The organism is Ruegeria sp. ABV4_181 (assembly GCF_056158465.1).
Window position 1 is genome coordinate 127772 of the sequence record NZ_JBSWTI010000002.1, and the last position, 25635, is coordinate 153406.

23 protein-coding genes are annotated in these 25635 nt (G+C 61.8%); 10 read left to right on the forward strand and 13 right to left on the reverse strand.

Going from position 1 to position 25635, the window contains the following annotated elements; translation table 11 throughout:
* Positions 1-58: 58 nt before the first annotated feature.
* Positions 59-628 carry a gamma-glutamylcyclotransferase family protein gene (locus ACXAC3_RS00625; protein ID WP_475154320.1) on the forward strand — a complete coding sequence of 190 codons (570 nt, stop codon included), beginning with the start codon at positions 59-61 and terminating at the stop codon, positions 626-628.
* Between the two features lie 52 nt (positions 629-680).
* Here ACXAC3_RS00625 and gltX read toward each other — a convergent pair whose 3' ends face one another.
* Together gltX and ACXAC3_RS00635 are read right to left on the reverse strand one after the other, a co-directional pair.
* On the reverse strand, positions 681-2006 hold the full coding sequence (gene gltX / locus ACXAC3_RS00630) for a glutamate--tRNA ligase (protein ID WP_475154325.1): 1326 nt from the start codon (positions 2004-2006) through the stop codon (positions 681-683).
* Positions 2007-2065: 59 nt separating this feature from the next.
* A complete protein-coding gene (locus ACXAC3_RS00635) occupies positions 2066-2500 on the reverse strand; it encodes a DUF1801 domain-containing protein (protein WP_475154329.1) in 435 nt (144 codons plus the stop codon).
* 115 nt (positions 2501-2615) lie between these two features.
* Between ACXAC3_RS00635 and ACXAC3_RS00640 the strand changes: the two genes are divergently transcribed.
* Positions 2616-3548, forward strand: a complete 933-nt coding sequence (locus ACXAC3_RS00640) for an MBL fold metallo-hydrolase (RefSeq protein WP_475154336.1) — start codon at positions 2616-2618, stop codon at positions 3546-3548.
* Between the two features lie 5 nt (positions 3549-3553).
* On the opposite strand, the gene ACXAC3_RS00645 is transcribed toward ACXAC3_RS00640, so the two are convergent.
* The 3 genes from ACXAC3_RS00645 to ACXAC3_RS00655 all read right to left on the reverse strand — a co-directional run bounded on the left by ACXAC3_RS00645 (position 3554) and on the right by ACXAC3_RS00655 (position 7278).
* Positions 3554-4882 carry an NAD(P)/FAD-dependent oxidoreductase gene (locus ACXAC3_RS00645; protein WP_475154341.1) on the reverse strand — a complete coding sequence of 443 codons (1329 nt, stop codon included), beginning with the start codon at positions 4880-4882 and terminating at the stop codon, positions 3554-3556.
* Positions 4883-5042: 160 nt separating this feature from the next.
* Positions 5043-5327 carry a hypothetical protein gene (locus ACXAC3_RS00650; RefSeq protein ID WP_475154343.1) on the reverse strand — a complete coding sequence of 95 codons (285 nt, stop codon included), beginning with the start codon at positions 5325-5327 and terminating at the stop codon, positions 5043-5045.
* A gap of 292 nt (positions 5328-5619) precedes the next feature.
* Positions 5620-7278, reverse strand: a complete 1659-nt coding sequence (locus tag ACXAC3_RS00655) for an NAD+ synthase (protein WP_475154346.1) — start codon at positions 7276-7278, stop codon at positions 5620-5622.
* 147 nt (positions 7279-7425) lie between these two features.
* Here ACXAC3_RS00655 and ACXAC3_RS00660 point away from each other — a divergent pair, with 147 nt between their 5' ends.
* A complete protein-coding gene (locus ACXAC3_RS00660; protein WP_475154348.1) occupies positions 7426-8883 on the forward strand; it encodes an MORN repeat-containing protein in 1458 nt (485 codons plus the stop codon).
* 10 nt (positions 8884-8893) lie between these two features.
* Here ACXAC3_RS00660 and ACXAC3_RS00665 read toward each other — a convergent pair whose 3' ends face one another.
* Complete coding sequence (locus ACXAC3_RS00665; RefSeq protein ID WP_475154350.1) at positions 8894-9559, reverse strand: SDR family NAD(P)-dependent oxidoreductase; 666 nt, start codon at positions 9557-9559, stop codon at positions 8894-8896.
* Positions 9560-9803: 244 nt separating this feature from the next.
* Between ACXAC3_RS00665 and ACXAC3_RS00670 the strand changes: the two genes are divergently transcribed.
* Positions 9804-11372 carry a 2-isopropylmalate synthase gene (locus ACXAC3_RS00670; protein WP_475154353.1) on the forward strand — a complete coding sequence of 523 codons (1569 nt, stop codon included), beginning with the start codon at positions 9804-9806 and terminating at the stop codon, positions 11370-11372.
* Positions 11373-11552: 180 nt separating this feature from the next.
* Here the strand turns inward: ACXAC3_RS00670 and ACXAC3_RS00675 are convergent, their stop codons facing one another.
* Entirely contained in the window at positions 11553-12338 is a 786-nt protein-coding gene (locus tag ACXAC3_RS00675; protein WP_475154355.1) for a 23S rRNA (adenine(2030)-N(6))-methyltransferase RlmJ, read from the reverse strand.
* Positions 12339-12493: 155 nt separating this feature from the next.
* Between ACXAC3_RS00675 and ACXAC3_RS00680 the strand changes: the two genes are divergently transcribed.
* Genes ACXAC3_RS00680 through ACXAC3_RS00705 form a run of 6 tightly spaced genes read left to right on the forward strand, consistent with a single transcriptional unit; the run spans position 12494 to position 19061 of the window.
* Positions 12494-13540: a rod shape-determining protein gene (locus ACXAC3_RS00680; protein ID WP_039523195.1), complete on the forward strand. Its 1047-nt coding sequence runs from the start codon at positions 12494-12496 to the stop codon at positions 13538-13540.
* Positions 13541-13599: 59 nt separating this feature from the next.
* Positions 13600-14502: a rod shape-determining protein MreC gene (gene mreC, locus ACXAC3_RS00685; protein WP_475154358.1), complete on the forward strand. Its 903-nt coding sequence runs from the start codon at positions 13600-13602 to the stop codon at positions 14500-14502.
* Positions 14495-15031 (forward strand): rod shape-determining protein MreD, encoded by a 537-nt coding sequence (locus tag ACXAC3_RS00690; protein ID WP_475154361.1) that lies wholly within the window; start codon positions 14495-14497, stop codon positions 15029-15031. The genes mreC and ACXAC3_RS00690 overlap by 8 nt, the downstream gene beginning before the upstream one ends.
* Positions 15028-16977 (forward strand): penicillin-binding protein 2, encoded by a 1950-nt coding sequence (mrdA, locus tag ACXAC3_RS00695; RefSeq protein WP_475154364.1) that lies wholly within the window; start codon positions 15028-15030, stop codon positions 16975-16977. Before ACXAC3_RS00690 ends, mrdA begins: the two co-directional genes overlap by 4 nt.
* Positions 16974-18113: a rod shape-determining protein RodA gene (rodA, locus tag ACXAC3_RS00700; RefSeq protein WP_475154366.1), complete on the forward strand. Its 1140-nt coding sequence runs from the start codon at positions 16974-16976 to the stop codon at positions 18111-18113. The genes mrdA and rodA overlap by 4 nt, the downstream gene beginning before the upstream one ends.
* Before the next feature lie 15 nt (positions 18114-18128).
* Positions 18129-19061 (forward strand): 2-hydroxyacid dehydrogenase, encoded by a 933-nt coding sequence (locus ACXAC3_RS00705; protein WP_475154369.1) that lies wholly within the window; start codon positions 18129-18131, stop codon positions 19059-19061.
* A 1-nt stretch (position 19062) separates the two neighbouring features.
* Here the strand turns inward: ACXAC3_RS00705 and ACXAC3_RS00710 are convergent, their stop codons facing one another.
* The 6 genes from ACXAC3_RS00710 to ACXAC3_RS00735 all read right to left on the reverse strand — a co-directional run bounded on the left by ACXAC3_RS00710 (position 19063) and on the right by ACXAC3_RS00735 (position 25596).
* A complete protein-coding gene (locus ACXAC3_RS00710) occupies positions 19063-21078 on the reverse strand; it encodes a M3 family metallopeptidase (protein WP_475154371.1) in 2016 nt (671 codons plus the stop codon).
* Positions 21079-21138: 60 nt separating this feature from the next.
* Positions 21139-22176 carry a HesA/MoeB/ThiF family protein gene (locus ACXAC3_RS00715; RefSeq protein ID WP_475154373.1) on the reverse strand — a complete coding sequence of 346 codons (1038 nt, stop codon included), beginning with the start codon at positions 22174-22176 and terminating at the stop codon, positions 21139-21141.
* Positions 22176-22631 (reverse strand): dUTP diphosphatase, encoded by a 456-nt coding sequence (gene dut / locus ACXAC3_RS00720; protein WP_475163313.1) that lies wholly within the window; start codon positions 22629-22631, stop codon positions 22176-22178. Before dut ends, ACXAC3_RS00715 begins: the two co-directional genes overlap by 1 nt.
* Positions 22632-22645: 14 nt before the next feature.
* The gene (coaBC, locus tag ACXAC3_RS00725) at positions 22646-23842 is read right to left on the reverse strand and encodes a bifunctional phosphopantothenoylcysteine decarboxylase/phosphopantothenate--cysteine ligase CoaBC (RefSeq protein ID WP_475154375.1); all 1197 of its coding nucleotides are present in this window, start codon (positions 23840-23842) and stop codon (positions 22646-22648) included.
* A gap of 63 nt (positions 23843-23905) precedes the next feature.
* The gene (locus tag ACXAC3_RS00730) at positions 23906-24721 is read right to left on the reverse strand and encodes a ChaN family lipoprotein (protein WP_475154377.1); all 816 of its coding nucleotides are present in this window, start codon (positions 24719-24721) and stop codon (positions 23906-23908) included.
* On the reverse strand, positions 24718-25596 hold the full coding sequence (locus ACXAC3_RS00735) for an RNA polymerase factor sigma-32 (protein ID WP_475154381.1): 879 nt from the start codon (positions 25594-25596) through the stop codon (positions 24718-24720). Before ACXAC3_RS00735 ends, ACXAC3_RS00730 begins: the two co-directional genes overlap by 4 nt.
* Positions 25597-25635: the final 39 nt, after the last annotated feature.

Consider the following 25635-nt stretch of genomic DNA (forward strand, 5'->3'; position numbering starts at 1 on the left):
TGTCCGGCAAAAAAGCGGTTTGACATACATCAATCGTCACAAAAGGACGCGGTTGCGCATGGCAGACCCTTATTTCTTTGGCTATGGCAGCCTGGTGAACCTCTCGACCCATGATTTTCCCGACCCGCGCCCCGCTCGGCTGAAGGGATGGCGACGCGCGTGGCGTCACACCGACCTGCGCCCGGTCGCCTTTCTGACGGCGGTTCCGGACGCAGAGTCCGAGATCGACGGCATGATTGCCCATGTCCCCAAAAACGACTGGGCGGCGCTGGACGAACGGGAATGGGCCTATGACCGCATCGCTGCAACGCAAGAGGTGACCCATCCCCTGACGCATGAGGTCGAGATTGCGGTGTATGCAGTTCCGCAGGGCAGACATACCGAACCGACCGACCGCCACCCGCTGTTGCTGAGTTATATCGACGTGGTCGTGCAGGGCTATTTGCGCGCCTTCGGACCCAGCGGTGCAGATCGGTTCTTTGCCACCACCGATGGCTGGGACGCCCCGATCCTGAATGACCGCGCGGAACCCCGATACCCGCGTCACCAACAACTCAAACCCACCGAGACGGAGTTCGTCGATGACCGTCTGCGCCGTATCTCGGCGCGCTTTGTGCTGACTGCATAGAAAAAGGCGGGGCCACCGGACCCCGCCTGTCCCAAATCTGATGTTGTGCCGGTCAGTCCCGGGCGCGGATCACCTGCAACAGCGGCAGCAGGGCTGCCATTTCGGGTCCGCGCTCCATACCGGTCAGCGCCTTGCGCAGCGGCATGAACAGGCCCTTGCCTTTTCGCCCGGTTGCCTCTTTCACCGTGCTCGTCCATTTGCCCCAGGTCTCGCCATCGAACGGGCCTTCGGGTAGCAGAGCCACAGCCTCAGCGATGAAGTCGCGATCCTCTTCGGCGATCAGGGGTTCGGCACCGTCGCGGCACAGCTCCCACCAGCCTTTGAGGTCAGCCAGAGTCGTGATGTTCTCACGCGCCATCGCCCAGAACGGCTCGGCCAGTTCTGCAGGCACCCCAGCCTCGGCCACCGCCTCGGACACCTCTGCCAGAGACAGCGATTGCAGATGTTTCGCGGTCAGCGGGAACAGGTCCTGAACGTCGAACTTGGTCGGCGCCGCGCCGAAACGGCTGACATCGAATCCTTCGATCAGCTCGGCCATGTCCGCACGCAGCTCAACCGGATCAGACGACCCCAGACGCGCCATCAGGCTCAGCAACGCCATCGGCTGCACGCCTTGTTCGCGCAGATCACGCAGCGCAAGTGTACCAAGACGTTTCGACAGCGCCTCACCCTGCGGACCCGTCAGCAGAGAATGGTGGGCGAAGCGCGGACACTGACCGCCCAGCGCTTCGATGATCTGAATTTGCGTTGCCGTGTTGGTCACGTGGTCCGAGCCGCGCACGACGTCGGTCACGCCCATCTCGGTATCGTCAACCACAGACGCAATCGTATAAAGAACCTGACCATCGCCCCGGATCAGCACCGGATCGGATACTGATGCCGCGTCGATAGAAATGTCGCCCAGAATACCATCGGTCCACTCGATCCGCTCATGATCCAGCTTGAAACGCCAGACGCCATTGCCACGCTCGGCGCGCAGGGCCTCTTTCTCGGCATCGCTGAGGTTCAGCGCCGCGCGGTCATAGACCGGTGGTTTGCCCATGTTCAGTTGCTTCTTGCGCTTGAGGTCCAGCTCGGTCGGCGTCTCGAACGCCTCATAGAAGCGGCCCATTTCACGCAGCTTGTCAGCGGCCTCGGCATAGCGGTCCAGCCTGTCCGACTGACGCTCGATCCGGTCCCAGTGCAGGCCCAGCCACTCCATATCCTGCTTGATGGCGTCGACATATTCTTCTTTCGACCGCTCGGGATCGGTGTCGTCAATGCGCAGGATGAACGTGCCGCCCGCCTTGCGGGCGATCAGATAGTTCATCAGGGCGGTGCGCAGGTTGCCCACATGGATGTAACCGGTGGGCGACGGGGCAAAACGGGTGGTGGTCATGGAGTTCTCCTGTTGGCGCGGCTCTTGTCACAAAGGCGCGATTTTGTCCAGCAGGGGTTTCAGCTCGGCTCGACCGGCCAGTGCCGATCAAGGTCTTTCAGCCCGGCGCGGATCAGTTCCGACAAGACGTCCAGTTCGATATCCGCCAGCTTGTTCACATACAGGCAGGACTTGCCCAGCTTGTGCTTTCCCAGCCGGTTCAGGATATCCCCGAAATCCGCATAGCCGGGCATGATGTAAATCGACAGTGCGGTCTTGCGCGGAGAAAATCCCGTCGCCAGAAACTCGCCCTCGCGCCCGGACTTGTAGCGATAGTGATAGCGCCCGTAACCCACGATTGAAGGCCCCCACATCATAGGGGAAAACCCCGTCACCTCTCGAAAAAGCGCATCCAGCCTCCGCGCGTCGGCGGCCTTCCCCGCCGGCTGGACAGCCGTCAGAAAGTCATCCACGCTTTGTTCGCTGGGAACTGTCTTGTTTCCGGATCGGGCCATAGACAAGAATTAACACGGAATGTTCATCCACGCAGCCCGTTTCAAGAGGGTATAACTGGTAAGAGACTCGCGCCGACCTACGTCTTGCAAGTGTGTTCTGACAGGGAGAACCAAAATGACTATGAAACTGACACGCCGTGCGGCACTGGGAACCGCTGCGGCATTACCGTTTGCCACAGCAGCTTCGCCGGTTCTGGCGGCCGGAGCCGAAGCCAAGGCCAATTCGACCATCGCCAAATCCTTCACCTTGGGCGATTTCACCGTCACCACGTTGCTGGATGGCAGCCTGCCGCGCGACGGCGCGAAAGAGATCTTTGGCGGGGGCGCCTCGGACGAGGACTTTGCCCGGGTTTCGGCGGACAACTTCATCTCACCGGATGTCGCGCAATTCTTCTTCACGCCCACGCTGGTTCATACCGGGTCCGAACTGGTCCTGTTCGACACCGGGCTGGGGCAAGGCGGAATTCAGGCCGCGCTGGCGGACGCCGGCGTAACCCCCGACCAGATCGACGTGGTGGTCATCACCCACATGCATCCCGACCACATTGGCGGCATGACAACCAATGACGCGCCAACCTTCGCGAATGCGCGCTATGTGACCGCATCGCCTGAGTATGATTTCTGGGCGGCGCAGGATGCAGGCAACCGTGTCGGCGATCTGGTCGCAGCCAAGGTCACGCCGCTGGCTGAGAAAATGACGTTTGTCGAAGATGGAGGGGCCGTGGCACCGGGCATCACTGCCGTGGCCGCTTATGGGCACACGCCCGGGCATACGGTTTATCACCTTGAAAGCAACGGACAGCGGCTGGTTCTGACGGCGGATCTGGCCAATCACTATGTCTGGTCGTTTGCGCATCCGGAATGGGAGGTGCGGTTCGACATGGACAAGGCCGCCGCCACCGCATCCCGGCGCAACGTGTTGGGGATGCTGGCCGCGGACAAAGTGCCGATGGTCGGATATCACATGCCCTTCCCCGCAGCCGGTTTCGTGGAGACCCGCGGTGACGGCTTCCGCTTTGTTCCGGTCAGCTATCAGATGATGGGCTGACGGGCTCAGAACCCCGCGTCCGGCCGCACTTTCGAGCCGTCCGAGAACCGCGACAGCCGGAAGGCGGCCGGATCGACACAGGGCGCAGTTCCCGTGACCAGATCCGCCATCAACCGGCCCGCGCCCGGGGCGATCCCAAAGCCGTGGCCGGAAAACCCGGTTGCGATGAACATGCCCTTAATATGATCCACGCCGGAAATCACCGGGATCGCGTCCGGCGTGACGTCAATCAGCCCTGCCCAGCTTTGCACGATCTCGGCGTTTTCAAGCACCGGCAAACCGCGCCGCGCCCGCCGCCACGCCCGCCGCAGCAATTTTTGCGACGGTTCGGGATCAAGAACGCGGCAATGTTCAAAGGGCGTAACATCGGTGGGCAGCCACCTTCGATCTTGCCCTGCCTCTTCCGCCCAGCGCCGCGACAGCCGGAACCGCAGGGATTTCCACTCCTGCGCGAAGGCGGGCAGGAACTTAAGGCCAAGCCGGAAACTGTCCGGAACGATATCCACGACATTCCCATACCCCGAGGCGATGGTATAACCGCCGTCATCCCGTTTTCTTATGGCGAAATCATCTGACCAAAGGGCTGTCTCCGGCCCTGCGGCGGGTGAGGTGCGCAACACCGTGTTCAGCACTTTCAGTTGGGGCAGGTCGATCCCCGCGTTTCCGGCAAACAGGCGGGACCAGGCTCCACCCGCCAGAACAACCCGATCGCACGTGACACGGCCGCGTTCCGTGAACACCCCGGCGATGCAGCCATTCTGGATATCCAAACTACGCACAGCGCAATTGGTCATCAGAACGGCACCTCTGTCGCGTGCCGCCTCGGCAATCGCCGGGGCCGCCCATTGTGGTTCTGCACGACCGTCCCGGGGCATGTGCAGGGCGGATTTGAGGCCGGTCCGGTTGTCCGGGATCAATGCCTCAAACTCGAACCCGGATACGATTTTAGCACCAGTTTGCATCCCGTCCACATGCCGCACCCAACGATCAAGATTGGTCCGGTCCTTGTCGGTGGAAGCGCCAAACAATATGCCCGAGCGGGTGTAACCCGTTCTGCGCCCGATGCGCTGGTCCAGCCCCTGCCAAATATCCAGCGCTTCGGTCATTAGCGGAATTTCCCGCGGGTCGCGCATCCCCAGACGCACCCACCCCCAGTTGCGAGAGCTCTGCTCGCCCCCGATCTGACCCTTCTCGCACAACAGAACGGTCAGCCCCCGTTCGGACAATTCCAACGCGGTGGCGGCACCGATGATACCACCGCCTATGACGACAACATCAACAACTTTGGGCAGGGAAAGATCCGGTTCAACGGGGGTTGGTTTCGGGCCGGGCATCAACCGCTCTTTGCTTCATTACCTTGACAGCAATGAAGGCGCGGGTCCGGCGCGCAGGCAACATGCGATCCGCACTTTGGTGACGATATTCAGAAGATGTGGCTATATCGCCAAAGGCGCGCCCGTAAGGTCGCCCTATTCCATTCAGAGTTACAGGGATTCAGGCTGCGCCGCGCAGCTCGGCCCATTTCTGTCGCAGTGTGGCCGCCAGCCCGGAGTCTTTCGGCAGGTCCTCTTCGTCCATCGCCTCTTGCCGGGGCAGTTCAGGAAAAACCGCCGGAGTAACAGGCGCCACTGCTGCAGGTTCCGGCTCGTCCGGATCCTCTTCGCTCAGCAAATCGGCAATCGCCGAATCCAGCTTTGCCTCATCCAATGCACGCCCCTCGGACTCCATCGTTTTCCATTGCAGCGGCGGGTGAAGCGGTTTGTCATATCCCTCGTACATAATAACACCAAATCGTTAACTCAGACATTTAACACCGGATGCGCCACGTTTGGTTCCGTCGTATAGGTTCCGACATTGCCCCGAACCAGAAGCTGTAACGCACTGCCCCATATGGGGCGTCAATTAAGCTAAAATGTGGCAAAAAAATGTCGCGCTATCAAGACGTCAGCCGCCTTGAGGCCGTGAAAAGACGTCATTGACGTTGAATGCCGAAACAATGGCAAATCCCAGCCGATCACTGGTCAGCCTTTAGAAACAGCGCATCCGGAGAATGTGGCACTTTTCGTTCTGATCAGTCGCGGTCGCGCCACCGATTGACGATCGGATACCTGCGATCCAGCCAAAATGCCCGACTGGTCAGGCGGGTTCCGGGCGCGGACTGAAAACGCTTGTATTCGCTGATATAGATCAGGTTCTCGACCCGGCGCGCCTCGGCCTCGTCGAACCCGGCCGCCACGCAATCCGCAATCGAACCGTCCTGATCCACCAGAATGGTCAAAATGGCGTCCAGTACAGGGTAATCCGGCAGGCTGTCGCTGTCCTTCTGATCCTCGCGCAATTCCGCGCTGGGTGGTTTGTCGATGATCGAGGGGCGGATCACCTCACCTGCGGGGCCCGCCATCCAGCTTCGGTGATTGGCGTTGCGCCAGCGGCAGGTCTCGAACACCCGCGTCTTGTAGAGATCCTTGATGGGGTTATAGCCGCCGTTCATGTCGCCATAAATCGTGGCATACCCCACCGCGACCTCGGACTTGTTGCCGGTGGTCAGCAGCATTTCGCCGAACTTGTTCGAGATCGCCATCAACAGCAATCCACGCAGGCGCGATTGGATGTTCTCTTCGGTCAGGTCCTCATTGCGCCCGGCAAACAGTGACGCCAATGTCTGGGTTACCGCCGCCCGGCTGTCCGAGATCGGAACGAAGTCATAATGAACCCCCAGCGCCCTGGCGACAGCTTCGGCATCGTCCAGTGAAGCCTGGCTGGTGTATTCCGACGGCAGCATCACGCACCGGACGTTATCCGCACCAAGGGCATCAACCGCAATGGCGGCGACAAGGGCGGAATTGACGCCGCCGGACAGACCCAGCAACACCTTCTTGAACCCGGTCTTGTCCATGTAGTCGCGCAGGGATTGAACCATCGCGCGATAATCCTGCTCCCACTCATCGGGTTGCGGCACGATTTCGGCGGGCACGATACGCCAGCCGTCATCGCCGCGCTCCAGATCGATATGCGTGATTGCCTCGTCAAATACCGGCATCCTGAACGCCAGCTCTCCGCCCGGGTTCAGGCCAAAGGTCGCGCCATCGAACACCTGATCGTCCTGACCACCGACCATGTTGAGGTAAATCAGCGGCAGGCCGGTTTCGACCACGCGGGCCACCATATGGTTCAGGCGCACGTCGTATTTGTTGCGGAAATAGGGCGATCCATTGGGGATCAGCAGAAATTCGGCTCCGGTTTCCTCAAGCGTTTCGGCCACGTCCGGATGCCAGCTGTCCTCGCAGATCGGGCTGCCGATACGCGTATTGCCAACCGAATACGGCCCGCCCAAAGGACCGGCATCATACAGGCGCACTTCGTCGAACACCGTCTCGTTGGGCAGATGATGTTTCAGCACTTTGCTGCCGACCCGCCCGCCCTTGAGGATCAGGTAGGCGTTGAAAAGGCTGCCATCTTCGGTCCAGGGTCCGCCAATGGCTATCGCCGGACCCTCGGCGCACCGCGCCGCCAGCGCTTCGACCGCCGCCATCGCAGCCCGGTAGAAGACCGGCTTCATCACCAGATCCTGAGTGTTGTAGCCGGTGATGAACATCTCGGGAAACGCCACCAGATCGGCCCCGGCTGCCCGCGCCTCTTCCCACGCGGCCATCGCCTGCGCCGCGTTGCCGTCGATATCCCCCACAACAGGGTTGAGTTGCGCCAGAGTGATGCGGAAACGGTCGGCCATGCTGCCCTCTTGCCCTCGTCGGTCCTAATGCCATTTAGCAGATCATTGCGCGAGTAAAAGGCAAATGCGGCAAAACCCGTTGCTCTGCCCCCTTCGGTACCTTAGTTTTGCGAAAAAGGGATCAAAACCGGGCAGTCAGGAACGACCATGAACGTTTTCCGCACTTCAATTGCCGCAACAACATTGGCGCTGATCGCCGCGGGTGCCGCGGCGCAGGACGGGCAGGTGATTGTCGCGGATGACGATGTGGGCGGCGTGTATGAAGGCACGTTCGAAAACGGCCTGCGCCACGGAACCGGCAGCTATCGCCTGCCCAATGGGTTCCAGTATGAGGGTGAATGGGTCGAGGGCGAGATTCAGGGCAATGGTATCGCCCGTTACGTCAATGGCTCGATCTATGAAGGGACCTTTGCCAAGGGTCAGCCCGAAGGGCTTGGCAAGATCGTATACCCGGATGGCGGCAGCTACGAAGGGGAATGGACCAACGGGTCGATTAACGGGCAAGGTGTCGCCACCTATGCCAATGGCGCGCGCTATGAAGGCGGCTTCAAGGATGCCCGTTATCACGGAAAGGGCGTGATGACCGATCCTTCGGGCTATAGCTACGACGGCGATTGGGTCGACGGCGTTAAACAGGGCAAAGGCAAGATAACCACGGCGCAGGGCAGCGTTTACGAAGGCGATATCGAAAATGGCCAGCGTCACGGTCAGGGCACTCAGACCTCGGCGGACGGCCAGGTGTATACCGGCACCTGGACCCGCGATCAGGTCACCGGAACAGGCCGCTTGCTGCAGGCCAACGGCGACCTCTACGAAGGCGAGCTTGTCGATGGGCGCCGTCAGGGTCAAGGCAAGGCGACCTATGCCAATGGCGCGATTTACGAAGGGGAATATTCGGACGACCGCCGCCACGGCACAGGGCGCTTTCTGGGCACCGACGGATTTGATTACTCCGGCCAGTGGGCGGACGGTCAGATCGAAGGGTTCGGCGAACTGACCTATCCCGACGGTTCGACCTATGTTGGCGATTTCAGCGCCGACCTGCCCCATGGCAGGGGCATGCACACCTTTGCCGACGGCATCATCTATGACGGCGACTGGATTGCCGGAATCTTCGAGGGTCGCGGCACCGCCACCTACCCCAACGGCGTCGTTTACACTGGCCAGTTCAAAAACGGTCTCAGCCACGGCACCGGCGTTCTGACCTTTGCCAACGGATATCTGTACGAGGGCGAGTGGGCCGACGGTGTCCGTCAGGGCAAAGGCAAGGCCAGTTTTCCGGACGGTACTGTCTATGACGGCGATTTCGAGAACGGCCAGCGCCACGGTCAGGGCACCATCACCATGCCAACCGGTTTCACATATACCGGCGGCTGGGTCGGCGGTAAAATCAGCGGCACCGGAATTGCGACCTTTGCAACCGGCGACGTCTATGAAGGCGGGTTTCTGGACAACAAGCGCCACGGGGACGGCACCATGCGCTATGCCAACGGCACCGAGGAATCCGGGCGTTGGCAGAACGGCGAACTGGCAACGCCAAACGAAGACGCAACCGACCCTTCTCCTGAGGCGGTGGTACCCGAAGCAACCAACTCGGACGGCTAGGCAAGACGCGTCACCAGGGCACCGGGTTTCCGGCCCAGTCGAAGAACCCGCCGCTGTCTTCTGGGGACAGACCCTTCATCACGGTCAGCAGGTTTGCAGCGGCCTCATCCGGTGAAACCGACGGATGACGGCCAAGGTATTTTCGGGTAAATTCGGTTTTCACCGTACCGGGATGCAGCGCCACGCAGATCGCCCGGGCATGTGTCCGTGCCAGTTCAATCGCACTGGTCCGAACAATCTGGTTAACTGCCGCCTTTGCCGCACGGTAGCTGACCCAACCGCCCAGACGATTGTCCCCGATCGACCCGACGCGGGCCGAAAGCACCGCAAACACGGCACGCCGGTCCCGCGGCAGCAGGCGCGCGGCATGGGCCAGGACCAGAGCCGGACCGACGGCGTTCAATGCGAGCTGATCCATCATCGCCTGCGCCGAAACGGCCCGAATGGTCTTTTCCGGTGCCGCACCGTCGATTTCCAGGGCCCCCGAGGCGATTAGGATCAGATCGAACCGGTCGGAGATTGCATCAAGCGCATGGTTCACACCCTCCGGGTCGGTCAGATCAAACCCGTCGGCTGAACGCGATAATGCGGTCACCGCCACACCCTGGCATTCCAACTGCCGGCAAACGGCTTGCCCGATCCCGCCTGACGCGCCAATAATCAATGCCTTGTCCATATCCGATCACCTAGCCGCCCGCCGCAAAGGGTCAAATTGGTCTTTTCATTCCGGGTAAGCTCTGTATAACTTCCGGCCTATGATCAACCGCGCAGATATCCCTTTTGCCGACGCCGCCCTTCGCGGTGCGTCTCTGCGTGGCCTACTGATCCTAATCCGCCTCTGAGCGTGCCATTCGGCGCGCCCGCTCAGAGGAGGACGCCCGCGCGCCATAGGCTTTAGGACAGACAAGAAAGAGATTCCCATGACCAACGTGACCGACCAAGACCGCGTCTTGATCTTCGATACCACTTTGCGCGACGGCGAGCAGAGCCCCGGCGCAACCATGACCCATGACGAAAAGCTGGAGATAGCCGAGCTGCTGGACGAGATGGGCGTCGACATCATCGAAGCCGGTTTCCCCATCGCGTCCGAGGGCGACTTCAAGGCCGTCACCGAAATCGCGCAACGCGCCAAAAACAGCCGGATCTGCGGTCTCGCCCGCGCCAATTTCGCGGATATCGACCGCTGTTGGGAGGCTGTGAAACACGCTGGGAAAAACCGGATTCACACCTTCATCGGTACGTCGCCACTGCACCGCGCCATCCCCAACCTCACGCAAGACGAGATGGCCGAGAAGATCCACGAAACGGTCAGCCATGCGCGCAACCTGTGCGAAAACGTGCAATGGTCGCCGATGGATGCGACCCGCACGGAATGGGATTACCTGTGCCGCGTGATTGAGATTGCGATCAAGGCAGGTGCCACGACGATCAACATCCCCGACACGGTGGGGTACACCGCTCCGGTTGAATCCGCGGACCTGATCAAGCGCCTGATCGAGACCGTACCGGGCGCTGATGAGGTGGTGTTTGCCACCCATTGCCACAACGACCTTGGCATGGCGACCGCGAACTCTCTGGCGGCCGTCGCAGGTGGCGCACGGCAGATCGAATGCACCATCAACGGTCTGGGCGAACGCGCGGGCAACACCGCGCTGGAAGAGGTGGTAATGGCGCTGCGAACCCGCAACGACATCATGCCCTGGAACACCGGTATCGACACCACCAAGATCATGCATATCTCGCGCCGGGTCGCGACGGTGTCGGGCTTCAACGTGCAGTTCAACAAGGCGATCGTCGGCAAAAACGCCTTTGCCCATGAAAGCGGTATCCATCAGGATGGCATGCTGAAGAACCGCGAGAATTTCGAGATCATGCGCCCCGAAGATATCGGCCTGTCCGGCACCTCGCTGCCCTTGGGCAAACACTCGGGCCGGGCCGCGTTGCGCGACAAGCTCGAAACGCTGGGTTACGAGGTGGGTGACAATCAGCTCAAGGACATCTTCGTGCGGTTCAAGGATCTGGCCGACCGCAAAAAAGAGGTGTTCGACGACGACCTGATCGCGTTGATGACGCTGGACGATGCGGACGATCACCTGCAACTGGTCTCGATGAAGGTGACTTGCGGCACTGGCGGTCAGGCGGAATTGACCGTTGAACTGGAAGTGGATGGCAAGGATGTCATTGCGACCGAGCACGGTGACGGTCCGGTGGATGCCACCTTCAAGGCGATCCGGACAATCCATCCCAACACCGCGCGGCTGCAACTGTACCAGGTTCACGCAGTGACCGAAGGCACCGACGCGCAGGCCACCGTTTCGGTGCGGCTGGAAGAGGACGGCATGATCGCCACGGGCCAGTCCGCAAATACCGATACCGTGGTGGCGTCGGCCAAAGCCTATATTCACGCGCTGAACCGGCTGATCATGCGCCGCGAAAAAGCCGGACCCGGGGCTGACACGCGTGAGATCAGCTATAAGGATCTGACCTGACCGGTTAGGGGCGAACGAGCTCCCGCACCCGCGGCTGCCCGGCTGCGCCGAACACCCTAGCGGCATTGGGCCCGGCAGCGCGCAGGCGCGCTGCCGGGCCCAACTCGGGCGGCTGCATCTCTGATGCTGGCAACCGAGGCGGGAGCATTCGCCGACCTGCGCCCATCAGGTGGTCACGTCTCAGAGGCGCGCGAAAATGTCCGACAAACGGTCTGTTTCTTCCGCGATGCCATAGGGCGCGTTCGCGATGAACATGCCTGATCCGATCATCCCGTGACCTTTTCGCGCCGGTGCGAATTCCACCTCATGACAGATGGATTTCGGCAGATTCTGCCCCTTAAGCGCCGAGATCATTTCCCGGTGCCGCCCGTCTGCCAGAATCGGATACCAGACGGCAATTACCCCCACGTTCCACTTGCGATGCAGTCTGGCGACAATTCCGGGCAGGCGGCCATATTCCGATTTCACTTCATAACTCGGGTCGATCAGGACCATCCCGCGCCTTGGAGTCGGGGGCAAAAGGGATTGCGCCAGCTCATATCCATCCTGTTTGTAGACCTTCGCGCCAGTGCCTGAGAGTGCCCCAGACAGCGCCGCGTGTTCCTGCGGGTGCAACTCGGCAAAATGCAGGCTGTCGCCATCCCGCAGCAGGCCAGCCGCGATCAGGGGCGACCCGGCATAGGCATCAGCGCCGTAACGCTCCTGAACCCCGGCCAGCGCCCGCGAAAGGGGATGTGTCGCGTCAAACCAGTCCTCCTTGCGGGCCCGCCCTATTCCGGCGGCGGCCTCACCGGTTCGCAGGGCTTCGGCGGCGCCCAGATGGTAAAGACCGCGCCCGGAATGGGTTTCAAGATAGGTCAGGGGCTTATCTTTGCGGGTCAGATATTCCAACATCCACGCCAATAATGCGTGCTTTTGCACATCAGCCAGATTCCCGGCGTGGTAAATGTGTTGATATGAGAGCATTTTGCCTTCTAAAGTCCCTGTCAATAAGGCGGAAAGGTGCTGATTGACGCGGAATCAGCCCTTTTACCGGGCGAGATGGCACCCTATAAGACATCCGTCCCGGAACCGTCGAGTTGCGGGCAGTTGAAATTCTGACGAACGGGATCAGTGAAAACATGGGAATCTTTGGCAATCTGGGCGGCCTGTTCACTGCGGACATGGCCATTGACCTTGGGACAGCGAACACGCTGGTTTATGTCAAAGGGCGCGGCGTGATCCTGTCCGAACCGTCGGTAGTGGCCTATCACGTCAAGGACGGTGTGAAAAAGGTGCTGGCCGTGGGCGAAGACGCCAAGCTGATGCTGGGCCGAACCCCGGGCTCGATCGAGGCGATCCGCCCGATGCGCGAAGGCGTCATTGCCGATTTCGATACCGCCGAGGAAATGATCAAGCATTTCATCCGCAAGGTGCACAAACGCTCGACCTTTTCGAAACCCAAGATCATCGTCTGCGTCCCGCACGGCGCGACACCCGTTGAGAAACGGGCAATCCGACAGTCGGTTCTGTCCGCAGGCGCGCGCCGCGCGGGCCTGATTGCCGAACCGATTGCGGCCGCGATTGGCGCAGGCATGCCGATCACCGACCCGACTGGCAACATGGTCGTCGATATCGGCGGCGGTACCACCGAAGTGGCGGTTCTGTCGCTGGGCGACATCGTATACGCCCGCTCGGTCCGTGTCGGCGGAGACCGGATGGATGAGGCGATCATCTCGTATCTGCGGCGTCAGCAGAACCTGCTGGTCGGTGAATCCACCGCCGAACGGATCAAAACCACCATCGGCACCGCGCGCATGCCCGACGACGGCCGCGGCCAGTCGATGCATATCCGCGGTCGCGACCTGCTGAACGGTGTTCCCAAGGAAATCGAGATCAGCCAGGCCCAGGTGGCCGAGGCGCTGTCGGAACCTGTCCAGCAGATTTGCGAGGCGGTGATGACCGCGCTCGAAACCACTCCGCCCGATCTGGCCGCCGACATTGTCGATCGGGGCGTGATGCTGACCGGTGGCGGCGCGCTGCTGGGCGATCTGGACCTCGCCCTGCGCGAACAGACCGGGCTGGCCGTGTCGATCGCCGATGAAAGCCTCAATTGCGTGGCTTTGGGCACCGGCAAAGCGCTGGAATACGAAAAACAACTGCGCCACGCGATTGACTACGAAAGCTAAGGCGCGCACCCTTGTGAAATAGGGTAAAATCGGGCGCGAGCAGCACGGGAAGGAGTCCTGTGGCAAAGGACCGATCACAGCGCGACGAATACACCACCCCCCTGCGACGGCTGCTGTTGGGGATTGTCGTTCTGTGTCTTCTGGCAATCTTTCTGGTCTGGCGCATCGACAGCCCGCGCGTCGAACGGTTTCGCGCGCAGGTAGTGGACCGGGTCGTGCCGTCGATGGAATGGGCCATGGTGCCGGTCACCGCTGTCGTCAATCTGGTGCGGGATTTTCAAAGTTATCAGCGCCTGAGCGAACAGAACCAGGAATTGCGCAGCGAATTGCGCCTGATGCGCGCCTGGAAAGAGGCCGCGCTGCAGTTGGAGCAGGAAAACGCCCGCCTGCTGGATCTGAACAATGTCCGGCTTGATCCGCGCCTGACCTATATCACCGGCGTCGTCATGGCCGACAGCGGATCGCCCTTCCGGCAGTCGGTACTGCTGAATGTGGGTGAACGCGACGGTATCACCGATGGCTGGGCGACGATGGACGGGATCGGTGTGGTCGGTCGCATTTCCGGGGTGGGTCCGGATACCGCGCGGGTGATCCTAATGACCGACGCGTCCAGCGCGATCCCGGCGACCATTCAGCCTTCGGGTCAGACCGCTCTGATCAAGGGAGATAACACGCCGGCCCCGGCGGTGGAGTTTCTGGAGAACCGTGAACTGGTGCGCCCCGGCGACCGGGTGGTGACGTCGGGGGACGGGGGCGTGTTTCCCGCCGGCCTGCTGATCGGCCAGATCACGGCCGACCCCGGTGGCCGCCTGCGCGTTCGCCTGTCGGCCGATTTCGAACGCCTGGAATTTCTCAGGGTCCTGCGCTACCAGTCGGCCCCGCCGATCCGGGATCCAGGCAACATTGTCGGCCCCAGACAACCTGCTGCCGCCCTGACCCCGGTGGAGGTCGGCGATGGATAGCGCGACCTCGCAGCTTTGGTCCAAGCGCGGGCTTTATCTGTGTCTGGCGGCCCTGATCATGTTCCTGCACCTGTTGCCGCTGGATACTGCGCCCGACCGCTGGCCATTTCCGGACCTGCTGATTGCCCTGACTTTTGCCTGGGTCCTGCGGCGGCCGGAATTTGTTCCCACCCTGCTTGTGGCGGTTGTCATGCTGATGGCCGATCTGCTGCTGCAGCGGCCGCCGGGATTGCTGGCGGCGCTGGTGGTTCTTGGCGCCGCCTATCTTCGTTCAGCGGCGCCGGGAATGCGGGATTCTGGATTTGTTGGCGAATGGTCCAGCGTCGCCGTGGTGATCACGGCAGTTTTTATGTTGAACCGCATCATTCTTGCTATTCTGTCGGTGCAACAGGCGGCATTGGGACCGGTGGTGATACAAGTGGTTCTGACGATTGCAGTATATCCCCTGATCGTTCTGCTCAGCCAGAACGGATTAGGGGTCCGGCGGGTATCCGCAGCTGAAACCAGCCCGTTCGGAGCGCGGTCATGAAGCAGCGCAAACCCAAGTCCCAGGGCCTCGCCTATAAACGCCTGCCACGCCGGGCGCTGATACTGGGCGGGCTTCAGGCCGCCTTCATCGGGGGTCTGGCCGCCCGCATGCGGTTCATGCAAGTGGATCAGGCCGACGAATACCGCCTGCTGGCCGAGGAAAACCGGATCAACATCCGCCTGATCCCGCCAACGCGCGGACGGATTTACGACCGCAATGGCGAAATCATCGGTCAGAACTCGCCCTCTTACCGGATCGTCATGGTGCGCGAGGATGCGGGCGACGTAGACAAGGTTATCGCCAAGCTCTCGGACCTGATCCCTTTGACCGAGGATGAGATCGAACGCGCCAAGGCGGAAATGCGCCGCTCGGCACCGTTCCTGCCCGTGACACTGGCTGATCAGGTCACGTGGGAACATATCTCGAAAGTTGCCGTCAACGCCCCTGCCCTGCCCGGTGTGACCCCCGAAGTGGGTATGACGCGCCAGTATCCCCGGTACGAGGATTTTGCCCATGTGGTTGGGTATGTCGGCCCGGTCAGCGATTACGATCTCAGCCAGATCGAGGACCCCGAACCGGTGCTTCGTATCCCCCGGTTCCAGATCGGCAAGGTCGGGCTTGAAGCCAAGCAGGAAATTTCCCTGCGCGGCAAGGCCGGGGCCAAACGGGTCGAAGTCAATGCCACCGGCCGGGTGATGCGGGAACTGGACCGGCAGGAGGGCACCGCCGGGGCCGATTTGCAATTGTCGGTCGACGCGGACCTGCAGCAATACGCACAGGCCCGGCTGGCCGGTGAAAGCGCCGCGGCGGTGGTCATCGATTGCGAAACAGGCGACATCCGGGCGATCAGCTCGGCGCCCAGTTTTGATCCGAATCTGTTTGTGCGCGGCATCTCTGTGGCCGACTACCGGACGCTGACTCAGGACAATTACCGCCCGCTGGCCAACAAGACCGTACAAGGTACTTATCCGCCCGGCTCGACCTTCAAGATGATCACTGCCATGGCCGCGCTTGAGGCTGGCGTGATCGGGCCCGGCAATACGGTTTACTGCCCGGGTCACCTGAAAGTCGGCAGCCGCCGGTTCCACTGCTGGAAGCGCGGCGGTCACGGCACGGTGGATCTTGGGCTGTCGCTGAAACGCAGCTGCGATGTGTACTATTACGATGTTGCCTTGCGCACAGGCATCGACAAGATATCCGACATGGCGCGCACCTTCGGGCTGGGCGTAAAACACGATATCCCGATGTCAGCAGTCGCGGCCGGGCTGGCCCCCAACCAGGCGTGGAAACAACGTGTTCACGGCGAGGACTGGCTGGTAGGCGACACGGCGAATGCCTCGATCGGACAGGGTTTCATGCTGGCATCGCCGCTGCAACTGGCGGTGATGACCGCGCGCATCGCTACCGGGCGGGCGGTGACGCCGCGTCTGGTGCGGTCGGTGAACGGAGTTGAACAGCCGTCGGGCGCGGGCGAGCCTCTGGCGGTGAACCGCAACAATCTGGAGCACGTGCGCAAGGCGATGTTCTCGGTCTCGAACGACCGGCGCGGCACCGCTTATCGCAGCCGCATCATTGCCGATGAATTCCGCATGGCGGGCAAGACCGGCACCAGTCAGGTGCGCAACATCACCAAGGCCGAACGGGCCGCCGGGGTGATCCGCAACGAAGACCTGCCGTGGGAGCGCCGCGACCATGCGCTGTTTGTCAGCTTTGCCCCCTATGACAATCCCAAATACGCCGTGGCCGTGGTTGTGGAACATGGCGGCGGCGGTTCCAAGGCCGCCGCACCGGTTGCGCGGGATATCATGTTGCAGGCGCTCTACGACGGAACTCCGCCGCTTGAGGCTTATCCGGTCGCCGACCGCGAGCGCATCAAGGAACAGCAAAAACGGCTGGAAGGTGACCGCCGGCCCAAAGCGCGCCCGACCGAGAAGGACCGCGCATGAGCTATCTTGAATATGCCGTCAAATCCACGCCGTCGGGGTTCCGCAAATTCCTGTATATGAACTGGCCGCTGACCCTGCTGCTGATCAGCGTGGCCAGCGCCGGGTTCCTGATGCTGTATTCCGTGGCGGGAGGATCCTGGACCCCTTGGGCCGAGCCGCAGATGGAGCGCTTTGGTCTGGGCCTGACCGTGATGTTCATCGTGGCGCTGGTGCCGATCTGGTTCTGGCGCAATATGTCGGTTCTGGCCTATCTCGTTTCGATCGCCCTGCTGGTCTTTGTCGAGTTGTTCGGCACGGTCGGCATGGGGGCGCAGCGCTGGATCGACCTTGGTTTCATGCGTCTGCAACCTTCGGAACTGATGAAGGTAACGCTGGTCATGCTGTTGGCGGCTTATTACGACTGGCTGCCGTCGCACAAGACGTCCCGGCCGCTCTGGGTCATCATCCCGGTCATCCTGATCCTGATCCCGACTTTCATGGTTCTGCGCCAGCCCGACCTTGGCACCTCGATCCTGTTGCTAGCCGCGGGAGGTGGGCTGATGTTTCTGGCCGGCGTCCACTGGGCCTATTTCGCCGCCGTAATAGCGGCGGGCGTCGGGCTTGTCGCAACCGTGTTCAACAGCCGAGGCACAGAGTGGCAGTTGCTGAAGGATTACCAGTTCCGCCGCATCGACACTTTCCTTGACCCTTCAACCGATCCGCTGGGCGCGGGGTATCATATTACCCAGTCCAAGATCGCGCTGGGGTCCGGTGGCTGGAACGGGCGCGGGTTCATGCAGGGCACGCAATCGCGACTGAACTTCCTGCCCGAAAAGCACACCGATTTCATCTTCACCACGCTGGCTGAAGAATTCGGCTTTGTCGGCGGCATCACCCTGCTGACCCTGTATGGTCTGATCCTGATTTTCTGCCTCGTGACGGCGCTTTCGACCAAGGACCGGTTTTCGTCGCTGGTCACGCTGGGCATCGCGCTGAACTTTTTCCTGTTCTTTGCCGTCAACATGTCGATGGTGATGGGGCTTGCCCCGGTCGTGGGCGTACCGCTGCCCATGGTCAGCTATGGCGGTTCGGCCATGCTGGTCCTGATGGCCGCCTTTGGCATAGTCCAGAGCGCCCATATCCACCGCCCCCGCTGATCCGAAAGGCCACAAATGCCCGTGAACGTCCTGTTTTCCGCGCGCCCTGCCCTGTGGCCCGTGTATGAACCCTTGTTGTCCGATGGCCTCACCAGGGCGGGTCTGGACTTTCGGCTTGCCACAGATTTTGCTCCGGATCAGGTCGATTATGTGGTCTATGCCCCGAATGGCGGCCTGCTGGATTTCACCCCGTTTTCCCGGCTGAAGGCGGTTCTGAGCCTGTGGGCCGGGGTTGAAAGCATTGCAGGGAACAGAACGCTGACCGTACCGCTGGCGCGAATGGTGGACCGCGGGCTGACACAGGGCATGACGGAATGGGTGGTCGGCCACGTTCTGCGCTATCACCTGGAGATGGACCGGCATATCACCGTTCAGGACGGCGTCTGGACGCCGGACGCACCGCCCCTGGCCCCGGAACGCAATGTTTGCATCCTGGGTCTGGGCGCATTGGGCGAGGCCGCCGCGCGTGCGCTGACGGCCCTGAATTTCAACGTCACCGGCTGGAGCCGCTCGGCCAAGGATATCCCCGACGTCACCTGTCTGCATGGCGAGGAGGGACTGCGGGAGGCGCTGTCCAAGGCAGAGATTGTCGTGCTGTTGCTGCCGGACACACCGGCGACGGAAAACACCCTGAACGCGGAAACCCTGCGCTTGCTGCCCCGTGGCGCGCGCATCATCAATCCCGGTCGCGGGCCGCTGATCGACGACGACGCATTGCTGGATGCGCTGAATACGGGTCAGGTTGGCCATGCCACGCTGGATGTATTCCGACAGGAACCGCTGCCGCCCGAGCACCCTTATTGGACGCACCCCAACGTGACAGTGACCCCGCATATCGCCTCGGAAACACGGCCCGAAACGGCAGCGCAGGTGATTTGCGAGAACATCCGCCGGGGTGAGGCGGGTGAGCCCTTCCTGCACCTCGTCGACCGCGCTCTGGGCTATTGAGTCACGCAGCGATCAGGCCGCGGCCTTTCAGCAGAGCCTCGACGCCCGGCAAACGCCCTCTGAACGCCAGATAAAGCTCTTCCGCCTCGCGCGATCCGCCGGTGGACAGGATGTTTTGCTCCAGCGCTCTGGCGCGTTCCGGATCGAATGCGCCGCCTGCCTCTTCAAAGGAAGCAAATGCGTCGGCATCCATAACTTCGGACCACATGTACGAGTAATAGCCCGCGCTATAGCCGTCGCCAGCAAACACATGCGCGAAATGCGGGGTGGCGTGACGCATGCCGATGGCGTGCGGCATTCCGATCTCGGTCAGTACCTCGGCTTGTTTTGCCATCGGATCGGCAGGCGCGGCACCGTCGTGAAACGCCAGATCGACCAGAGCCGAGGCGACGTATTCCACCGTCTGAAACCCCTGATCGAAATTCGCGGCCTTCAGCACCTTGTCCAGCATCTCTTGCGGCATCGGTGCCCCGGTTTCGGCATGGGTGGCGAACTCGGCCAGAACCTCGGGCACCTCCAGCCAGTGTTCGTAAAGCTGGCTGGGCAGTTCGACGAAGTCCCGCGCGACGCTTGTGCCCGAGATGCTTTCATAGGTCACATTGGACAGCATCTGATGCAGGGCGTGCCCGAATTCATGGAACAGGGTGCGCGCATCGTCATAGGACAGCAGCGCCGGATCGCCCTTGGCGAAGTTGCAGACGTTGATCACGATCGGGGCCTGCACTTTGGGGAACGTCGCCTGCGCCCGCATTGCGCTGCACCACGCGCCCGAACGCTTCGATCCGCGCGCAAAATAGTCACCGATGAACACCGCGACATGCTGCCCGTTGCGGGTGACCTCCCACGCCCGGCAATCAGGGTGATAGAGTGGTACGTCCAGCGGGGCGAATTCCAGCCCGAACAGGCGGTTGGCGCAGGCGAATGACGCCTCGATCATGCGGTCCAGTTGCAAATACGGCTTCAGCGCGGCCTCATCCAGATCATGCTCGGCCTTGCGGCGTTTCTCGGCATAGTAGCGCCAGTCCCATGCCTCCAGCGGGCCGTTGACCCCGTCCTCCTGCATCATCCGGGTCAGGGTTTCGGCATCCGCTTCCGCGCGCGCCCTGGCGGGCTCCCAAACCTGCATCAGCAGTTCACGCACCCGATCCGGCGTTTTCGCCATTTCGGTTTCCAGCTTGAACGCGGCGAAGCTGTCATAACCCAACAGTTTGGCCCGTTCCTCGCGCAGTTGCAGGATCTCGGTCGCGATGTTGCGGTTGTCGGTCTCACCGCCATTTGCCCCGCGCGCCGACCATGCGCGGTAGGCCTTTTCGCGCAGGTCCCGACGTGGCGAGAATTGAAGGAACGGGACGATCAGAGACCGTGACAGCGTCACGACCGGACCGTCCGCGCCCTTTTCCTGTCCCGCAGCACGGGCCGCATCCACGACGAAATCCGGCAGACCGGTCAGGTCGTCTTCGGCCAGTTCCATGAACCAGTTTCGCTCGTCCGCCAGAAGGTTTTGGGTAAAAGACGTGCCCAAGGACGCCAGCCGCGCCTTGATATCCTGCATCCGGACATCGTCGTCCCCCTGCAATGCCGCGCCCGCGCGCACGAACCCTCGGTGAGTCAGCATCAGAACGCGCGCCTGTTCCTGGCTCAGGCCCAGACCGTCCCGGCGCGCCCAAAGATCGGCCACGCGCTGAAACAGCGCCTTATTTGACGATATACCCGCGTAATGCGCCGCCAATTTGGGCGAGAATTCACGTTGCAGTTCTTCTCGCGCGGGGTTGCTGTCCGCCCCGGCAACGGTAAAGAACACCGACAGGACCCGGTCCATCTGCTCACCTGCAGCTTCAAGCGCTTCGATCGTGTTGGCGAAGCTGGGCGCTTCTTCGTTTCCGGCGATGGCGTCGATCTGGGCATTATGCGCTTGCATCGCCTGTTCCAGCGCCGGGGCGAAGTCATCATCCGAAATATTGGCAAAGGGTGCGATTTCGAAGGGCGTGGTCCAGTCGGACAGGATCGGGTTGGTCATTCGGGTCTCCTTTGACCACAATTTGGGAACGGGCGCGCCTTGATGCAAAGCGCCCCGGTTTTAGCCACAGATCGGACAATCGGCGCGCCGCGACATGGTGATCTTGCGGCTTTCACCATAAAGCGCGTCGTAAATCAGCATCTCGCCACGCAGCGGCTGCCCGGCCCCGGTGATCACCTTGATTGCTTCAACGGCCATCATCGAACCGACCACCCCGGGAAGCGGGCCGATCACGCCAGCCTCGGCACAGGACGGGGCCAGTCCGGGCGCCGGAGCCTCGGGGAATACGCATTGATAACAGGGGGCACCTTTAGCCGGGTCAAAAACGCTCAGCTGACCTTCCCATTGCGACAACGCGCCCGAGATCAGCGGCTTGCCCAGCGCAACCGCGGTTCGGTTGGCCAGGTATCGGGTGTCAAAATTGTCGGTGCCATCAAGGATCAGATCAAAATCGGCAAACAGGTCCGCTGCGATCTCTTCGGTCAGGCGACGGTGATAGGGCAGAACTACGACATTTGGGTTCTGGGCCTGCATGGCCTGTTGCGCCGAAAAGACCTTGGGCATGCCGATATCGGCGTCGCGGTGGATCACCTGCCGCTGCAGGTTGGCATTTTCGACCTCGTCATCGTCGATCACGCCGATCGTTCCGACACCGGCGGCGGCCAGATATTGCAACGCCGGCGCACCCAGCCCGCCCGCGCCGATGATCAGTACGCGGGCCTGTTTCATCTTTTTCTGACCCGGCCCGCCCAGTTCACGCAGGACGATGTGGCGGGCATAACGTTCCAGTTCGGTTTCCGAGAATTGGTCGGACGGCATCGCGGGCTCCTTCGCACGGCCAGTCGCCGCACGATTTCGCAGCACCTTCAGCACCCATCCATAAACCAGAACCAGCAGGGCCGAGCCACCCAATATCAGCCACATCGCGGCGGACCCGCCCGTGGCTGTCCGCAACGGGTGCCCGTCAGGCAGAACCAGTTGTGCGGTGATGACGCCCAGCAACAGCACCCCGACAGACGTCATGCGGGCGTTTCGGGACACACCGGCCACGTAACCGATGCCCCACAAGGCCGCGGCCAGGATCAGAACCAACAGCATCAGCCGCGCCCGGTCGAACCGAACCCGCCTGCGCCGCGATCGGTATCACTCAGCGCGTTCACAGGTTCGAATTTGGCCTGGACAACAGGTGCAACGACCAGTTGGGCAATGCGTTCCCCATGGGTGATTTCGAACCGTTCCTGTCCTGCGTTCAGGACGATCACACCCAGCGGACCGCGATAATCGCTGTCGATTGTGCCGGGTGTGTTGGGCAGGGTGATGCCGTGTTTCAGCGCAAGCCCGGACCGGGGGCGCACCTGCACTTCGAACCCTTGCGGAATTTCGATCCGCAATCCGGTGGGCACCAGGGCGCGCTGACCGGGTTCCAACGTGACCGGGACGCCATCCGGCAGATTTGCGCGCACATCCGCACCGGCGGCCCCATGCGTTTCGTACGAGGGCAAGGGCACTGACGGATCAGCCCCGTCTTCGCGGATCACCCGGATAGCTACCATCACCGAACCTCTTTCTAACTGCTTAGTGCGTCGGCGATCTTGCGCGCCAGACGTTCCGCCACCGCATCCTTGCCCATGCGCGGCCACTCCTCGGCCCCGGCATCCGAGATCAGGATCACCGCGTTCTCGGACCCGCCCATAATGCCGGTCGCGGGGCTGACATCATTGGCAACGATCCAATCGCAACCCTTGCGCGCCCGTTTTGCCGTTGCGTGGTCGATTACATTGTCCGTCTCGGCGGCAAAGCCCACGACCAGAGCGGGCCGTCCGGCCTCCATCCGTGCAACACGCTTAAGGATGTCGGGATTCTCGGCAAATTCCAGCACAGGCAGGCCATCGCGGCTTTTCTTCAGTTTCTTGTCCGACGCGCTTGCCAGGCGCCAATCCGCGACCGCCGCAGCAAATACGCCTGCGTCAACCGGCAGTGCCGCATCCACAGCGTCCGACATTTGTTGCGCGGTCTCGACCGGCACGACCTGCACGCCCTCAGGTGGGGGAACGTCCGCCGGCCCGGTCACAAAGACCACCTCAGCGCCCAGCGCGGACAATGCGCGCGCAATCGCCGCCCCCTGCGCGCCCGAGGACCGGTTGGCAATGTAGCGCACCGGGTCGATCGGTTCATGGGTCGGGCCGGACGTCACCAGAATACGTTTTCCGCTCAGCGGCCCGGCGCCCAGTTCCGCTTCGATCGCGGCCACGATCTCCAGCGGTTCCGACATGCGCCCCGGGCCGTATTCGCCGCAGGCCATATCGCCCTCGTTGGGACCGACAAACCGGACACCATCAGCCTGCAATTGCTTCAGATTGCGCCTTGTCGCGGGGTGATCCCACATCCGCACATTCATCGCGGGCGCGCACAGAACCGGCGTATCGGTTGCCATCAGCAGGGTTGAGGCCAGATCATTGGCCAGCCCCGCGGTCATCTTGCCCATAAGGTCAGCCGTCGCCGGGGCAACAACGATCAGATCGGCCGAGCGTGAAAGCTGAATATGGCCCATTTCGGCCTCATCGGTCAGGTCAAACAGATCCCGATAGACCTTTTCGCCGGCCAGAGCCGACACCGATAGGGGCGTCACGAATTCCTCGGCGGCGCGGGTCAGCACCGGCGTTACCGCCGCGCCGCGCTCTTTAAGACGCCGGATCAGATCGAGTGACTTATAGGCTGCGATCCCACCACCGATGATCAGAAGAATGCGTTTCGATGCCAGCATGTGTTGCCCTTCCCGTCCCGGTCGGCCCCGACATTAGGCAAGGCCGCCCGTCAGTTCCAGCGGTTAATTCTGAGTTTCAAAAGCCAGGCAGGGGTCTTCGCGTTCAATCGCCGGGCTGTCGATCACGGCATCAAATTCCCCATCAACGACGCCATCTTCGGACTGGCCCAGAACAAATACCTTCAACCCCGGACGCAGGCGGGCCAGAAAGGTTGGGATGCCCCGGTCCTTGCGGGCATGGCCATTACCGGTGATCACCGCCACCGGCCCGCCGGTTTCCTCCTGCGCCCGCAGGATCGCCCGGGTCAGCACCGCATCGCGCAACCGCTGAATCGCGACCAGCTGCGGCAGCGCGCTTTCGGGGATCGCATCGCAATGCGCGGCAAGCTGATCAGCTTCGCGCGCGGCTTGTTCCGCCGCCGGCAACGGAACAGTCAGACCATAGCGCGCCGCATCTGCACCCAACGCAGTCGCCGCACCGCGTTCCATCGCAGCGCGCGCGGCCGAGCGCGGAACCATGGCACCATAGACCGGCGCTGCCGAAGCCTGAAAAATCGGGTAATACATGCTGAGCGGCGGCCAGCCCGATTCAAGCCAGCGCAGAATTCTGGACAATTCCTCGGGGTTCGAGACCGCTTTGTCCGCCAGACGTTGCGCGCCTTCTTCGGTCACCATTTCCCACACGACAGCAGAGGGGTTTACGAGGGTCACGGCCTCTGCCTGAACAAGGTGGTGATCGGGATTGTCGTGAATTTCGCCCAGAATTACGACATCTGCGGATTTCATCGCATCCGCAATATCGTCCGGAATCAGATCGCCGGCCCGACCGGGACCGGCCATAACCGCCAGTGTACACAGCAGAATCGCAATCGGTTTCATGCGATGAAGTGTTGCACCTCGCGCGATTGCGCTTCAAGGTTCTTGCGCATTTTCACGAAGGCTGCCGCCTCCAGTTGCCGCACGCGTTCCTTTGACAGCCCCAGTTCGTGACCCAGGCTTTCCAGGGTCCGGGCCGGCTCGCGCAGCTTGCGTTCCCGCACGATAAAACGCTCACGATCGTTCAGCGCCTGCATGGCCGTCACCAGCCACTGGCGCAGCTGTTCCGTGTCATGGCTGTTCTCGACCACCTGAGCGGCCTGTTCACGCTCATCCTCCAGCGCGTCGATCCACTCGCGCCCGTCCTCATCCGCCGATTGCACTGCGTTCAGCGAGAAATCGGACCCCGAAAGCCGCCCTTCCATCATCTCGACATCGCGCAGAGGGACCCCGATCTCAGCGGCAATCCTTTGGTGCAACTGATGGCGATCCAGTTCCATCCCTTCGGTCGCAGCCTCACGCTCCAGCCGCGCCTGAACGCGCCGCATGTTGAAAAACAGGGATTTCTGAGATGAGGTCGATCCGGTGCGCACCATCGACCAGTTGCGCATCACGTAATCCTGAATGCTCGCCTTAATCCACCAGACGGCATAGGTCGAAAAGCGCACGCCGCGGTCGGGGTCGAATTTATCCGCCGCCTTCATCAGCCCCAACCCGGCCTCCTGGATCAGGTCGTTCATCGGGGCACCGTAGCGTTTGAACTTGGCGGCCATGGAAATCGCCAGCCGCATATAGGCGGTGATCAGACGGTGCAGCGCCTGTTCGTCCCGGTCATCCCGCCACGCGTAAGCCAGTTGCAATTCAGTTTCCGCGTCCAGAAGTTCGGCCTTCATCGCTTGCCGGGACATCGAAAAATCTTTTGCGTTGTCCAGTGCCATGGAAATCTCCCCTTTTCACAGGCGCGGCCCGGGCTTGCC